The organism is Floridaenema fluviatile BLCC-F154, from assembly GCF_041929135.1.
Lineage (GTDB): Bacteria > Cyanobacteriota > Cyanobacteriia > Cyanobacteriales > Aerosakkonemataceae > Floridanema > Floridanema fluviatile.
Genome location: NZ_JBHFNS010000016.1, coordinates 80,222 through 95,248 on the forward strand (window position 1 = coordinate 80,222; position 15,027 = coordinate 95,248).

A 15,027-nucleotide genomic window follows, 5' to 3' on the forward strand; every position below is an offset into this window, starting at 1 on the left:
TATAACACTGAAACTGTCGATCCCCCCTAGCCCCCCTTAATAAGGGGGGAACTTCGATTAGCACCCCTTAATTTCGATTAGCCCCCCTTATCAAGGGGAAAGTTCGATTAGTCCCCCTTGGTAAGGGGGGAACTTTGATTAGCCCCCTTGGTAAGGGGGTTGGGGGATCTGATTATTAATTGTGCTTACTTTTCCCTCGTAGTTTTAAGCTTATTACCCCTGCTGCGAGTAGTGCAACCGCTGCACTTGGTTCGGGAATTGTTTGCTTTTCACTGATGACGCTGACGTTGTTATCTAAAGCATCGCCTGTGTTATAGACGTAATCAAAGGCATCGCGATCGTTCAACAAATGAGCACGTAAAAATAGTCCACTCCAACGGGCAATAGTTTCTGTAGCAATAGATTGTTCTAAGGTGGGGCGATTGGGTTCGCGAGTTAAATTATCTTCATTGGTAATACTATAGTGATTTGCTCCTTCAACTGTAATCAAAACTTTGGGGGGATTTTGCACTTGATTGTAGGTTTCTCTCGTAATCAAAGGAATGCCTACTCCATCGCGACTACCTGCAATTAAACCGATCGCTGTATCTCCATTATTCAGAGGAAGAAATGTCTGAGTTTGAGTATTTCCAAAAGCTCCTGCATAATTGATAACGGCTTTAAGTTCGGGTGGTTTCTGATAACCTGGGGTGCAAATTGCCGGAAAACAAAACTCTTCTTGGGCGGCGCTGAGTGAGACAAATGCACCTAAAGAATGTCCGAGTAATCCTAATGTTTTGGTATCAACTAAATTATTAACAGGCGAATTTGCATTTGAGTTTTCTGCAACCATTTCGGTGAGAATATTTTGAACTTGTTGTTGTTCGGGAATTAACCCTGTAATTTCTTGCCCTGTGGGATCGGGGGCGGTTCTAAAATTATTTGGTACTACTACAACAAATCCATAACCTGCTACTTGAGAGGCATAGTTTGAGTAATCAGCTTTATCTACTAGTGCTCCTTGCAGCATTAAGGCGATCGGAAATTTGCGAGGAGTTGCTGAATTTGAGTTAACTGGAAAGTAAATATCTGCTGCATCTCCACTGACGCTTAAGGTAGTGGTGTAATTATTTACTTCAAATAAGGGGTTAGAACTGAAGGTAGCAGCAGAAACATTTGTATGAGTTCCCAAGGCGAATAAAGTTGCCCCTAGTGTCATTGCTACGAGTTGTTTTCGGGTATCTAATTTCTTCATTTTCTTAATCGAGCTAAGTGGATATTAGTATTTATCTTTGAGGCAAGATAGATTAGCTATGCTTACTTATATCTCATGAAAAAATCACTGTCGATACAGAAAAGTTAAGTATTCTGGGAGCATCCCAATTTTGTAGTAGGGGCAAGGCATTCCGCTAATAAATTTATATTTTTAAATAAAAATTTATCTCCCGGAATCCTTCTAGTGGATCATTTATTACAAGAAAACTCATATTACTAAGGTGAGGTTAACTATTTTCAATTAGATGGTAAGGTAAGGAAAAAACGATTGAGCTATTTTCATGTATTTAACATTTCCCAACGATCCATTATCACTGAATTCAACGTTTTATATTGAAAGACCTCCTATTGAAGAGTTAGCTTACAGGGAAATCAGCAAACCTGGAAGTTTCATTCGCATTAAAGCACCGAAAAAAATGGGGAAAAGCTCGCTGATGATTCGGTTGATCGATCGCGCAACTAACTTAGGGTATAAAACCGTAACATTAGATTTTCAGCAAGCAGATGAAACAGTTTTCTCTTCTTTATATAAATTTTTACGATGGTTCTGTGCCAATGTGAGTCGCCATTTAAAGCTAGAACCGATGTTAGATGAATATTGGGATGAGGATATTGGTAGCAAAGTCAGCAGCACTTTGTATTTTCAAGGTTACTTGTTAAGGCAAATAAATGCTCCTTTAGTATTAGTTTTAAATGAGGTAAATCGAGTTTTTGAGTTTCCTGAAATTGCTAGAGATTTTTTGTCTTTGTTGCGATCGTGGCATGAAGAAGCGAAGCAGGTAGAAATTTGGCAAAAGCTGCGATTAGTAGTGATTCATTCCACCGAAGTTTATGTATCTTTAAATATAAATCAATCACCTTTTAATATTGGATTATCACTTCAGTTGCCAGAATTTACCTTAGAACAAGTGCAAGAATTAGCAGCACGTTATGGATTAGATTGGACAAATGGTAAAGATGCTAAACAACTAATGGCGATCGTAGGTGGACATCCTTACTTGATTAATTTAGCTCTTTATCATTTGGTTAATCAAAGAAAAAAATGGGAAAATATCGAGGAATTTTTAGCACAAGCAGCTACACTAGAAGGAATTTATCACCAACATTTACTCAGTCAGTTAAATATAGTTCGAGACAATCCAGAATTAGGAGAAGTTTTAAAGCAGATAATTACTGGTTCTAGGGAACCTTTAGAAGCGATCGCTGCCTATAAATTAGAAAGTATGGGAATCATTAAACTGAAAGGTTCGTCAGCAGAAATTAGCTGTGAACTATATCGACAATATTTTCAAGAACAACTTTTACAAGTTAGTTTATTGAACAATTCCTTTCCCAGATTCACTCAACAACCAGAGTTAAATACTTCTAATTTAGATGAAATAACTTATTTGTTTAATCGAAGCTACTTCGATCGAGAACTGGAAAAAACATGGCAAGAATCAGCCGACAAAGAAAGTATTTCATTAATTTTTTGTGCTGTGGATTATTTCGAGTATTATGAAAAAGCTTATGGTTATCAAGCAGCCAATTTATGCTTACAGCAAGTCGCTGATATTATCCGCAATGTGGTGATTTTTCCTAACGCTTTGATAGCTCGTTATGAAAGTAAAGAATTTGCCATTCTCTTACCAGGAAAAAATCTAACTATTAGTCAGCAAATTGCTGAAAAAATTAGACAGCGAGTAAAGTTACTGGCAATTCCTTTTAAACTTCAAGGCATGGATGGTTTTAAAAATTCTGTTGTCACAGTTAGTTTAGGTATTGCTAGTAAAAGTCCTAACCAAAAAAGTGATGTAAGTCAAATAATTAATCAAGCTAATCAAGCTTTGCTTGCATCTAAGAGAAGGGAAGGAGATAGCGTTAGCAATTATTGACTTGCAGAATGAAGTTTTAGAAAAAATATTGTTATCACTAAAAAATTATTCCAATGGACAAGAGTCACTATCAAGTCGGCGGTAGTCTAGCAACAGAAGCACCTTGTTATGTAGTTAGAAAAGCAGACTCAGAATTATATGAAGCCTTAAAAAGTGGGGAATTTTGTTATGTTCTCAACTCCCGACAAATGGGTAAATCTTCGCTGTTAGTTCGGACTAGACATAAACTACAACAAGAAGGAGTTTTATGTACTACTGTAGATATCACTCGGATTGGTAGCGAAACAATTACCCAAAGTCAGTGGTATAAAGGAATAATTACTGATTTGTGGCGCGGTTTCAATTTGCTGGGAAAAGTTAATTTAAAAACTTGGTGGAAAGAACAAGAAAATTTATCGTTAGTTCAGCAGTTAGGTAATTTTATCGAAGATATTCTCTTAGAGCAATTTTCGCACTCTCAGCTAGTAATTTTTATTGATGAAATAGACAGTGTGATTAGCTTAGATTTTCCGATCGATGATTTTTTTGCTTTCATTCGTTTTTGTTATAACCAAAGGGCAATTAATCCTGCTTACAAAAACCTGACTTGGGCGATATTTGGTGTAGCGACTCCCAGCGATTTGATTAGCGATCGCAATCGGACTCCTTTTAATATTGGTAAAGCTATAGAACTTAGTGGATTTACATTAGAAGAAGCTCAACCTTTAGCTAAGGGATTAACCGAAAAATTTAGCAACTCAGGAAGTATCCTCAAAGAAATTTTAACTTGGACAAATGGACAGCCATTTTTAACTCATAAATTGTGTAATTTAGTCTGGAATTTAAGCAGAGATTCAGTAAGCGAGTCTCTGGAAATTTTGCCGGGAACTGAGGGATTTTGGCTAGAGAGTTTGGTAAAATCCCGAATTATTCAAAATTGGCAGAGTCAAGATGAACCAGAACATTTAAAAACGGTACGCGATCGCCTACTTCGCAACGAACAACGCGCCGGAAGATTACTAGGAATTTACCAACAAATCCTCCAAGGTATTCAAATTCCTACTGATGACAGCCGGGAACAAGCGGAACTTGTACTATCAGGCTTAATCGTCAAAAAAAATGGATTCTTGCAAGTTAAAAACCCGATTTATCAGGGAGTTTTTAGTCAAGATTGGGTGAAAAAAGAATTAAGCAAAATGCGTCCTTATTCCCAAACATTCGATGCTTGGGTAAATTCCCAAAAAACTGATACTTCGCGGTTATTAAGAGGACAAGCTTTAAAAGATGCTCAACTTTGGACGCAGGGAAAAAGTTTAAGCGATTTAGATTATCAGTTTCTTGCTGCATCTCTGGAAATCGATCGCCAAGAAACCCAGCAAAAAATAGAAGCAGAACGCACCAAAGCAATTAAAATTCAATTAATTGAAGAACAAAAAAATGCCAAATTACAAAGATTAGTTTTAATATTAGTAAGCGGAGCATTTTTTCTCGCTTCCAGTTTAGTATTAATCGCATTTTGGCAGTTTCGCCAAGCTAGAATTAGCGAAATCAAAGCCTTAGCTTCATCCTCGCAAGGTTTATTTGCCTCCAATAATCAATTAGATGCAATGATCGAAGCGATTAAAGCCAAACGCCGCCTCAAACAGTTAGGAAATGTTGCTCCTGAAACGGCTAAAAATGTAGAAATAGCCTTAAGAAAAACAGTTTATGGAAATAATGAATCTAACCGTTTAATCGGACATCAGGGTAGTGTTTTGAGTGTTGATATTAGTCCTAACAATCAGTTCATTGCTACAGCAAGTAATGATAAAACTGTTAAAGTTTGGCGGCGAGATGGCACACTTTTACATACTTTAAAACATAGCGCAACTGTTCATCGGGTGGCTTTCAGTCCTGACAGTCGCCTGATTGTTTCTGGTAGTTTAGATGGGAAGATTAAACTGTGGGGCATTGATGGTAGATTAATTTACACTATTCAAGGTCATCAAGTTCCTATTTGGGGAGTGGCATTTAGTCCTAATGGTAAATTGATTGCTTCTGGTAGTAGCGATAAAACTATAAAATTATGGACAATTGATGGTAGATTGTGGAAAACCTTAAAAGGTCATGAAAAAAGTGTTTGGAATGTTGCCTTTAGTCCAAATAATCAGATTGTTGCTTCGGCAGGAGTCGATAACATAATTAATCTATGGACAATTGATGGTAAATTACTAAAAACCCTCAAAGGACATCAGAATTCTATTTGGGATTTGGCATTTTGTCAGCAAAATAACTTATTAGTTTCTGTTAGTTCCGATCGCACTGCTAAACTCTGGAAACTAGACGGTACTTTAGTAAGAACATTGAAAAGCGACCATAGCACGATCGGGGTTGATTGTCAGGGAGAATTTATTGTCACTGGCGACAAAAATAACACTGTTACAATTTGGAAAACTGACGGCACTTTGAGGAGAAACTTACAAGGACATCGGGCTGTAATTCGAGATGTAGCTTTAAGTTCCGATGATTTATTAGCTGCTTCTGCGAGTGATGATGGTACAGTAAAACTCTGGCAACGCAATCAATTTCTTTTAAGACCTCTCTACGGACATCAAGATACAATTTGGGATATTGCGACTAGTTCAGATGGTAAGTTAATTGCTTCAGTAAGTGGTGATGACACCCTGAAATTATGGGGAAATGATGGTATACTTTGGCAAACACTAAAACCAAAAGAATATACTTTTCAGGGTGTAGTTTTTAGCCCAAACAATCAGATGATAGTGACAGGTAACAATAATGGTAATATTCAAATTTGGGATTTAAGTCAGGGAAAAAATTTGCCGCTAAAGCTGTTAAAAACTTTTAGAGGACATCAAGCCAGTGTTTATGCAGTTGCCTTAAGTCCAAATCACAAAATTATTGCTTCTGCGGGAGACGATCGAACAATTAAATTATGGAATTTTGATGGCAAATTACTGCACAGTTTTATCGCTCATTCTGAAAGAATCTGGAAGTTAGCCTTTAGTTTTGATGGTCAATTTCTCGTCTCTGCCAGTGCAGATAGTAAGGTAAAAATTTGGCGAATAAATGGTGATTTAGTAGCAACGCTTTCTCATGAAGGTGCTGTTTGGGGAGTTGCTTGGAGTCCGCAAAAAAATATCATCGCCTCCACCAGTCGGGATGACATTCTGAAACTTTGGACAGGGGATGGCAAGCTTTTAAAAACTATTCCAGGGCGAAGTCAAGGGTTAACTAGAGTTGCTTTTAGTCCTGATGGTCAAACTATTGCTACTGCGGGAGTTGATAACACAGTAAAATTATGGAATCTTCAGGGAGAATTGTTAAGAAGTTTGCCGGGACATCAAGGAATGGTAATTAGTTTAGCTTTTACTCCTGATGGTAAATTTTTAGTTTCTGGTGGAGATGATAGCACTGTGATTATTTGGGATTTAAAAAAGATTGAGAATCTCAATGAGTTGGAGTATGCTTGTAATTGGGTAAGGGATTATTTGCGAACGAATTTACAGGTGGAAGAGAGCGATCGCCATTTGTGTGACAATATCAAATAAACTTATTGCAAAAGTAATAAAACTAGGATTTTTTACCACAGATATCCACAGATGAACACAGATAAACACAGATAAAAGATAGAGATTTTCTATTTTTACCAGAGATATAGTATAAAATACCCAATTAATTAAATATTAGCCAAAATAGAACTGTAAGCCATTTCCCCGATTTAACCTTGAGTAACACACCATTCCCCGAAACTGAACCTTCCCCTGCACGGAGTCGCCAAGACACCCACTTTAACCGTGCTCGATCGAGTATTCGTCGCGCCATCTCTGGACATTCGGCAAAAGTGCGATCGATGTTGCGCCCGGAAATTGAAGTTTTAAATAGCACTTTAGAAAAGTTAGATCAAGGCGTAATTTGTATTGCTGCTTTTGGTTTAGTTAGTCGGGGAAAATCAGCAGTTTTAAATGCTTTAATTGGGCAGAAAATATTACAAACTGGCCCTCTTCATGGCGTTACTCAATACCCTCGTTCTGTACGTTGGGCGATCCCCCCCCTACCCCCCCTTAATAAGGGGGGGAGTTCTCATCAGGGGGGGAGTAGTCAAATACAAGTGGAGTTAATTGATACTCCGGGATTAGATGAAATTGAAGGACAAGCTAGGGCGAAAATGGCGCAAGATGTGGCGCGTCAAGCTGATTTAATTTTATTTGTGGTTTCTGGAGATATTACTCGCACTGAGTATGAGGCACTTTGTCAATTAAGAAAGGCGCAAAAACCAATAATTTTAGTATTTAATAAAATCGACCTTTATCCCGAACAAGATCGACAAACAATTTACGCAAATTTGCAAAGATTAGGTGCTGCTACTGGTGATGATTCAATTTTACAAGAGTTACTTTCACCTGATGAAATTGTGATGATAGCAGCTGAACCTGCACCGTTACAAGTGAGGGTAGAAATGCCTGATGGAAAGGTAAGTTATGAGTGGGAAAGTCCGCCAGCACAAATTAATGAGTTAAAGCAGAAAATTCTCAAGATTTTAAATCGGGAAGGTCGATCGCTACTTGCCCTAAACGCCTTAGTTCAAGCTAGAGATATAGAAGAAAGAATTGCCAGAAAAACTGTAGAAATGCGGGAAAAAGAAGCGGAAGATTTAATTTGGCGATTTACTAAATATAAGGCGATCGCAATTGCCGTAAATCCGATCGCTTTTTTAGATGTTATTGGCGGAACTTTAACCGATTTAGCATTAATTCGCGCTTTAGCAAAACTCTATAATTTACCAATGACTAGTTACGAAGCTGGCAAGTTATTAAAAACAATTCTCTTAAGTTCAGGTGGTTTATTATTAGGAGAAATCGGTACTAGTTTCTTATGGGGATTAGGGAAAAGTGCTGCGGCAATTTCTGCGGGAGAAAACCCTTCTAATATTACAGCTTTTGCGGGTGCTGCGATCGCCCAAGCGGGGATTGCGGGTTATGGGGCTTATGCGATCGGTCGCGCCGCTCAAGTATACTTAGAAAAAGGCTGTACTTGGGGACAATTAGGGCCAAATACAGTCATTCAAGAAATACTAAATCAGGTAGAATCTCACACAATTCTCTATCGTTTACGCACAGAATTGCAGCAACACTTTGACAAATCTACTCAGTAATTTCTGCTTCCGAACGAGTTAACATTGACTCCTTAGTTTGTTCCGCTTCTAAACGTTGTTGTGTCATTTGTTGACGTGCTAACTCTTCAGTTGCAGCGTTATCTCCCTGCTGAACTTCTGCTTCTGCACGATTCAACATTGACTCTTGCAGATGTTCCATTTCTAGACGCTGCTGCGCCATTTGTTCCCTTGCTTGTTTTTCTGTAGTCATAGTTAAACCTCTGGCGATCGAACTTTTAACTTGTATATTTTGATTAACTGAAACCTTTACCAGCCAAGTTCATCTTATGGACTTAACTTAAGCGATCGTTCATTTTTTATTTTAAGAGCTTTTTCCGCTATATGGATCAAACCTTGGGGAGGTTTTTGGCGATTAACAGTTAAACGAGGTATTTGGTACTTATTTTTCAACCACCCTCGCCAAAAAAAGCGACTATTGTACAAATATCCTGATTTATAGTACTTAGCAGCAAATTTCTCTACCTTGGAATTTGATGAACCGAATGGATAAGCTAGATGAGAAGCAACTGTTTGATTAGGATCTAAACCTGCGGTACATTTCCTCAGTTGTAATTGTGCGGTTTCTAACTCATCAATTAAATCTTTAGTATTTAACTCAGTAAGTTTTTCGTGCCTTTGTCCATGAGATTGAATATCAAAAAATCCTTTTTCTAATCCTTCTCGCAACTGGTTACAATTTATATTGTACGAAGTTTTACTCTCATTTTTTGCCATAATTCCGGGATTGATAAACAATACCACTTTAACTTTCTGATTATATTTATTTGCTATAGTTTCTAAAACAGGTAATAAATTTGTATAAAAGGTTTTGTAAGAATCATCAAATGTCAGCATTATTGGTTTTTGACCTAGATGTTCTGGCGGAATTGTTCGGGAATTGGATATAAAATAATCATAAAGTTCTTGGCTAGAAAGAAACCAAAAATTATGATTCACTAAATATATCAAAATTTCCGCGAAATCTTCCTTACTATAATCAATTCTTCGGAATTTTTGTTGACTATTTTTACCTGCTAAACCCTGAGTATCAACAATACTATGAAAACCGAAAATAGGTATTTTTGGTATCGTGAGATCGATAATCAACCAAATACTAGTAATCACCAACAAGGTAATCAGAAAAATTTTTAGAGGAAAAGACTTAAGTTTTAATTTAATGGCTTTCATTTATTCAATTTGCGTCGAGGAAGTTCTGATTTTACAGATTGAGTACGATGCGGAATTGGAGGTGCTTTTGGTTTACTTCTCTGGGGTACTGGTTGTCTAACAGCTTTGTTTTGGGGCATTTGATTACGATGGGGGATAGGGGGAAACATTGGCGCACGAACTTTTAATAGTTGTTTTTCAATTGTTTGCCGACCAATATGAAAATGAGCAATAGTTGTAAATACTGATAATGAGAAGTAGAAAAAGCGAATTGTCCAATTACCTGCGGCTAGTAAAATAGAAATCGATTGTTGGCTGAGATTAGCTTTTTTAGTTAAACTTGTGATTTCCGATCGAACTTTCTTCTCTAAGTTTACCGCCAAAACCATTTCCTTTTTTGTCCGGGGTAAAATCGGAAATTGAGCACTATAAGAATAAAACCCAAAAAAACCTTCTAAGTTAACTCGGGATTTTAAAAATGAGTTACTTATTGCTTGTGCTTGTTGGTAGGTAATATTCTCATTATCAGCAATCTCTGTCAGCCAAGTATTGTACTTCAAGAAAGGAGTAATACTAAAAATTAACGGAACTAGAATGATTAACAAAACGGCACTTGTTTTGAGTTGACAAACTTTTGGCAAGATGACGCTGGCTAAGCCAAAACCCATACCGAGTACTGCAAAAATAATAACATTAGCAAATTCAACTATCTGTAAAATAGCGATAAATTCCCCAATAATCATAATATTGTAAATTAGTTCTTCACCGATAAAGTTAGCAATCAGCTTTAGGCTAACTGTGAAGAAGACTAAGCTACAAATAACGAAAATGTAGAGGAATAATCTAAATAATAAATTTAAAAGCCGCATTGAATTACAGGTTAATTAAGTGATGAGAAAAATCAGTTATCGGCTGTATTATTAAGTTCCTCTTTTGCGGTTTTAGCGATCTGTTTGAGTCTTGTCAGATCTGGTGCCAAATTTTGGCTTTCCATGCTCAACCACAAAAGATACTCTATATTACCAGCGGGGCCTGTGATTGGAGACCAGGTTAAGCCACAATATTGCCACCCGATCGCTTGTGCAGCTGCAATTACTTGCGCGATCGCATCTGCTTGGTCGTCAGTATCCCGCACCACGCCCTTTTTGCCAACCCTTTCCTTTCCTACTTCAAACTGCGGTTTTACAAGTAAAACTGCGTCACGGGGTGATTGAAGTAATTGCCATAAGCTAGGCAGAATTTTTGCTAAAGAAATGAACGAAACATCTACCACCGCTAAATCAGCAATTTCTCCATCTTTGTACAACTCGTCTGGAGTCAGATAGCGCAGGTTAGTGCGTTCTTTTAAGATTACCCTGGAATCGTTGCGAATCCTCCAGTCAACCTGTCCGTACCCAACATCTACACCGTAAACTAGCTTTGCGCCAGCTTGCAGCAAACAGTCAGTAAAACCGCCTGTGGAAATCCCTCCATCTAAGCAAATGCGCCCTGAGATCGGAATTGTAAAGCATTTTAAAGCTTTCGCCAGTTTTTCGCCACCTCTGGAGACAAAAGGCGATCGTTGTTTCACCTGAATTTGGGCAGCAGTATCCACCAGCGTCCCCACTTTGTCAACTACCTGTTGATTTACCAGCACTTCCCCCGCCTGAATTAACCTCTGCGCCAACTGTCGAGAAGAAGTTAAATTCAGTTCTACCAACAATACATCCAGCCGTTGTTTTGTCATCACTTTATCAAATTGTAGAGATTTATGCAGTTAATACACAAAAGCATATCGGAAACTGTTATTTGTGTAACAATTATTATGAGAAGTGTAAAAAATCATTGACCAGGGTGACTGAAACTAGCAGAAATAGAGAAAAATAATAAAGTAAGGACTAAGAGTTTTGCGAATAGCAATTAATCAATTAGCTATTCCTATCCAGTCTCCTTCATTAGCCCCTAGTCAACTTAAGGAGATAGTCATGTTAGACACAAAATTAACCAACTGTGCAATTTTACTTTACCAATGGCTGTTACCCAGAGTTTCTGCTAATCCCAAATTAACTGTTGATTTGCAAGACTTTCAAGCATGGTCAGCCGAATTTCGGGAAAAACCATATAATTACACAGAAATTCTTGAAGCTATTCAAAAGTTAAAAGAACTGCAATTTATTCAAGTTAGCAAAACCGAAGTTACTCTGGAAGTAAAGAATTTGGAAGATTTGAGCGTTCAAATGCAACTTCCTACTCAGATGTTATCAGTAGAAAGCGATCGCCAACAACGCCACGAAAAAACACTTACATTAATCAGAATTATTTCTGGTGCCTTAGCCTTTGCCGGAGCAACATTTCTCATCAGTTTAACTGTATTACAAAACCAACCCGAAATTTTAAATATTCCTCATCCTTGGAGCGTTTTAGGAGAAAAAAATCTTGGTTCTAGCAAGTAAAATTTGGCAATACTGCTAGCTTTCTTAGGGTAGTAATTTCAGTAAATCTTTGCTCTTCTGCCACATCCTCACTTGTCCCTGCTTATTTACCTTGGCAATAAATGGCGGTTGATTACTTTGCGCGAAGTTCTCCATTTTTTCTAATGCTTGTGTAAAGGCATTAGCCATTTCTTCGCCAGTACTATTTCCCAAAGTTAAAACAAAAACTTTTGCATTTGAACTAGCAACAGCAATTTGCTCTAAAATATTACGACCAATTGCATCATCCTTAGTTAGTATTATCCAACCTCTACGGCTTACTTCTGGCAACCATTCTGTATCAAGAGCATCCTGTGGGAAGTGATCGTCGTGAATTTCTACATTTGCGCCTGCATTACGGAGTCCATCTGCAACATATTTCTTTCCCAAAGCTCTATCAATATAAAAAATTGGCTTTTTCGCTTTACTCACGCTGCTTGATATAGGGATAATTCACATCGAATGGCTTCTTCAACTTGCAAACGATCGAAGCCATAATCCTCTGCTAAATTATCGATCGATTCCCCTGCTTTATATCGCTGTGCCAACATAGCCGTAGGAATTTCTGTTCCTACTAAAACTGGGCGACCAAAAGAAATTCTAGGATCGATAACCAAAGTTTTTGGAGATTCTTCCGTCAAACTTTCAGTAGAACGAATAAAGGGAAAAAGCTTAATTGCTACACCGTTTTCATCCCATTCAATCCGCCTCAGTAGATTTTCAAGAACTGTTTGCATCTTCAGTTGAATATTACTTCTCTGATACCAAGGTGATGGGGGAATATCCCGTAGATTTTCGATAACTTTTTGCATCTCCACTTGACCAGGCTGCGATCCATTTACCAGATATCCCACTAAATTAACAAATAAATCAACTCCATCTGTTTGAAACTCAATCCGCGCAAGGGGGTGAGGGACATTAAATCGCTGTTCAATATAATTTAAAGCAGTACGAACTTGATCTAAGCGAATCTCCTTACGAATTGCTCGTAGTACATGAGCTTCTACCAAATTTATAAAGGAAAGCTGTTTTAGTTCCATATCCGGAAGGTTAATTAATGGTTGAAAGTAGCGCTTACCTCCCACTGTAGGATAAGAACGCCCATGAATCCAAGAACGCAGTGTACCCACTGGAATCAGCAAATAGCGACTTGCCTCAGTAATTGAATACCGAGGTAGATTCCGAAAATCTAGCTCTTGGTAAGTGGCTTTCATCGTAAAAGTGTTAAACAATTTTATGTTTTTAGTCTAGATCCTTTACATCCTGATTTACACCCAAAAATATCCAAAATTTACTCCAACACTAAATATATAAAAAAACTGAAAACCCTTGAGAAAAAGTAATCTCAAGGGTTGAAATTTAATGCCAGGAACCGGACTTGAACCGGTGACACGAGGATTTTCAGTCCTCTGCTCTACCGACTGAGCTATCCCGGCTGGCTTTTTTTTGCCGCTTTATCAATATAGCAGACCTATTTAAATTTTAGCAAGGGTGTTTGGCAAAAAATTTGCCGACACTTTTGTAAAGAGTTATGAAGAAAAATATCTGAATACCTGTTCATATATTAAAGTTAAATTTAGATTCGATGAGGAAACAACCATGACCACTGTCACGACTATGAAATGCGCCTGTGAATCTTGCCTTTGTGTAGTTTCCATTGGTGATGCGATTCAAAAAGATGGCAAGTACTATTGCAGCGATGCCTGTGCCAACGGACACCCGGAAGGAAAAGGGTGTGGTCATCAAGGCTGTGGCTGTTAATTTAGTTAAGCTTGGATCTAGAATCTCAGCAGTATTATTTGACTGCCATTCGCAGCTGAGTTAGTCCAGCAACCACTAAAAATAGGGAAAACTGGACTAAAACAATGCTGGGGCCAGAGGGCCAATTAAAAAGACCAGAGAAAAATATGCCCATGATGCTGCTGAGAGCACCCAAAATTATTGATAAAGTAAGAAAAGTGCGGAACTTTTGGCTGAGTAATTTGGCGGAAGCGGCTGGAATCACCAAAAAAGCATTTACTAGCAAAATCCCGATCGCCTTCGTCGCCAAAGCCACCGTTAAAGAAAGCAACACCACAAACAAATAACGATGTAACTGAACTGGGATACCTTGAACTTTAGCCACAGACAAATTCAAAGTTAATAAAACCTGTTCTTTTAAAGTAGATAGCAGATAAATCGCACTACTAAAAAGCAAAACACAGGTGAGGATCAAATCAACTTGACTAACCGCCAGAATATCCCCGAATAACACATTCATCAACCCGCCTCGGTAGCCACGAATTAAGCTACTGAGAATAATGCCGATCGCCAAAGTTCCTGATAAAAGCACATTCAGAATAGTATCGCTAGCCAGTTCAGTTCGATCGATCAAATAAAGGACAACTACTCCAAAAATCAGCGTAAAAGGCAACAACATCCAAGTCGGATTTAATTGTAAAAGTACACCCAAAATAATTCCGACTAAAGCCGAATGTCCAACAGCGTGACTGTAAAAAGATAACTGTCGCAAAGTCACAAAGCTACCGAGTAGTCCGCCTAATAATCCCATCAGGATACCACCTGCGATCGCCCTTTGCATAAAAGGAAATTGCAACAACTCCCAAAAATTGCTGACATTAGTCACAGCTAATAAGTTAAAATTGAAATGAGAAAATAAATTTAGCCAAAGCACTACTTTTAGACCTCTTTAATTTAAACAAAGCATCAAAAAACCAATTAGCACTTACAATTTTAAAATGCCAGTCGAACCTGCCGTTAATAAAATAGAAAGCAATTTGACACCTGATTCTGAAAAAATAACTTGCGATCGCCCACATCCCATTAATATAGATGAAGTTCATTATCTCCAAGGGCAAATTCTCGCCACAGAAAAAGCTCAAAGAATGGCAGAATTTTTCAGCCTTTTGGGAGATGCCAACCGCTTGCGAATTCTATCTATGTTGGCGGTAAAAGAACTTTGCGTTTGCGACTTAGCAGCAGCATTAGAAATGTCTGAATCAGCGGTTTCTCATCAAATGCGAGTTTTGCGATCGATGAGACTAGTCAGCTACCGAAAGCGGGGACGTAATGTATTTTATCGCCTCCAAGACCATCATGTTTTAGAACTTTATCAAGCAGTTGCAGAACACTTAGACGAAACCTAATC

At 38.0% G+C, this 15,027-nt stretch carries 14 protein-coding genes and 1 tRNA gene; 6 read left to right on the forward strand and 9 right to left on the reverse strand.

All coding sequences use genetic code 11. From position 1 onward, the window contains the following. Nucleotides 1–175 precede the first annotated feature (175 nt). Nucleotides 176–1,234, reverse strand: a complete 1,059-nt coding sequence (locus ACE1B6_RS02030; protein WP_413255560.1) for an alpha/beta hydrolase family protein — start codon at nucleotides 1,232–1,234, stop codon at nucleotides 176–178. 301 nt (nucleotides 1,235–1,535) lie between these two features. On the opposite strand from ACE1B6_RS02030, the gene ACE1B6_RS02035 reads away from it, so the two are divergent. From ACE1B6_RS02035 to ACE1B6_RS02045, 3 genes are all read left to right on the forward strand, one after another. Continuing rightward, the gene (locus ACE1B6_RS02035) at nucleotides 1,536–3,128 is read left to right on the forward strand and encodes an AAA-like domain-containing protein (RefSeq protein ID WP_413255561.1); all 1,593 of its coding nucleotides are present in this window, start codon (nucleotides 1,536–1,538) and stop codon (nucleotides 3,126–3,128) included. Between the two features lie 53 nt (nucleotides 3,129–3,181). Beyond that, nucleotides 3,182–6,658 (forward strand): WD40 domain-containing protein, encoded by a 3,477-nt coding sequence (locus ACE1B6_RS02040; RefSeq protein ID WP_413255562.1) that lies wholly within the window; start codon nucleotides 3,182–3,184, stop codon nucleotides 6,656–6,658. A gap of 176 nt (nucleotides 6,659–6,834) precedes the next feature. Continuing rightward, complete coding sequence (locus tag ACE1B6_RS02045; RefSeq protein WP_413255563.1) at nucleotides 6,835–8,262, forward strand: DUF697 domain-containing protein; 1,428 nt, start codon at nucleotides 6,835–6,837, stop codon at nucleotides 8,260–8,262. Here the strand turns inward: ACE1B6_RS02045 and ACE1B6_RS02050 are convergent. The 4 genes from ACE1B6_RS02050 to ACE1B6_RS02065 form a co-directional block, all read right to left on the reverse strand. Beyond that, the gene (locus tag ACE1B6_RS02050) at nucleotides 8,252–8,473 is read right to left on the reverse strand and encodes a hypothetical protein (RefSeq protein ID WP_193982774.1); all 222 of its coding nucleotides are present in this window, start codon (nucleotides 8,471–8,473) and stop codon (nucleotides 8,252–8,254) included. The genes ACE1B6_RS02045 and ACE1B6_RS02050 overlap by 11 nt on opposite strands. A 74-nt stretch (nucleotides 8,474–8,547) precedes the next feature. Continuing rightward, nucleotides 8,548–9,450 (reverse strand): polysaccharide deacetylase family protein, encoded by a 903-nt coding sequence (locus ACE1B6_RS02055; RefSeq protein WP_413255564.1) that lies wholly within the window; start codon nucleotides 9,448–9,450, stop codon nucleotides 8,548–8,550. After that, a complete protein-coding gene (locus ACE1B6_RS02060; RefSeq protein ID WP_413255565.1) occupies nucleotides 9,447–10,298 on the reverse strand; it encodes a hypothetical protein in 852 nt (283 codons plus the stop codon). Before ACE1B6_RS02060 ends, ACE1B6_RS02055 begins: the two co-directional genes overlap by 4 nt. Nucleotides 10,299–10,330: 32 nt before the next feature. Continuing rightward, entirely contained in the window at nucleotides 10,331–11,155 is an 825-nt protein-coding gene (locus tag ACE1B6_RS02065; RefSeq protein ID WP_413255566.1) for a TlyA family RNA methyltransferase, read from the reverse strand. Nucleotides 11,156–11,393: 238 nt separating this feature from the next. On the opposite strand from ACE1B6_RS02065, the gene ACE1B6_RS02070 reads away from it, so the two are divergent. Beyond that, nucleotides 11,394–11,861 carry a hypothetical protein gene (locus tag ACE1B6_RS02070; RefSeq protein ID WP_413255567.1) on the forward strand — a complete coding sequence of 156 codons (468 nt, stop codon included), beginning with the start codon at nucleotides 11,394–11,396 and terminating at the stop codon, nucleotides 11,859–11,861. A 24-nt stretch (nucleotides 11,862–11,885) separates the two neighbouring features. Here ACE1B6_RS02070 and ACE1B6_RS02075 read toward each other — a convergent pair whose 3' ends face one another. From ACE1B6_RS02075 to ACE1B6_RS02085, 3 genes are all read right to left on the reverse strand, one after another. After that, nucleotides 11,886–12,311, reverse strand: a complete 426-nt coding sequence (locus ACE1B6_RS02075) for a PIN-like domain-containing protein (protein WP_413255568.1) — start codon at nucleotides 12,309–12,311, stop codon at nucleotides 11,886–11,888. Beyond that, a complete protein-coding gene (locus ACE1B6_RS02080) occupies nucleotides 12,308–13,093 on the reverse strand; it encodes a DUF433 domain-containing protein (protein WP_413255569.1) in 786 nt (261 codons plus the stop codon). The genes ACE1B6_RS02075 and ACE1B6_RS02080 overlap by 4 nt, the downstream gene beginning before the upstream one ends. A gap of 149 nt (nucleotides 13,094–13,242) precedes the next feature. Then, nucleotides 13,243–13,315: transfer RNA gene (locus ACE1B6_RS02085), tRNA-Phe, on the reverse strand. Nucleotides 13,316–13,478: 163 nt separating this feature from the next. Between ACE1B6_RS02085 and ACE1B6_RS02090 the strand changes: the two genes are divergently transcribed. After that, on the forward strand, nucleotides 13,479–13,640 hold the full coding sequence (locus ACE1B6_RS02090) for a metallothionein (protein WP_413255570.1): 162 nt from the start codon (nucleotides 13,479–13,481) through the stop codon (nucleotides 13,638–13,640). 34 nt (nucleotides 13,641–13,674) lie between these two features. Here ACE1B6_RS02090 and ACE1B6_RS02095 read toward each other — a convergent pair whose 3' ends face one another. Continuing rightward, entirely contained in the window at nucleotides 13,675–14,460 is a 786-nt protein-coding gene (locus ACE1B6_RS02095) for a metal ABC transporter permease (RefSeq protein WP_459562959.1), read from the reverse strand. A 157-nt stretch (nucleotides 14,461–14,617) separates the two neighbouring features. Between ACE1B6_RS02095 and ACE1B6_RS02100 the strand changes: the two genes are divergently transcribed. Next, nucleotides 14,618–15,025, forward strand: coding sequence for an ArsR/SmtB family transcription factor (locus ACE1B6_RS02100; RefSeq protein ID WP_413255572.1), 408 nt, complete (start codon nucleotides 14,618–14,620; stop codon nucleotides 15,023–15,025). Nucleotides 15,026–15,027 lie beyond the last annotated feature (2 nt).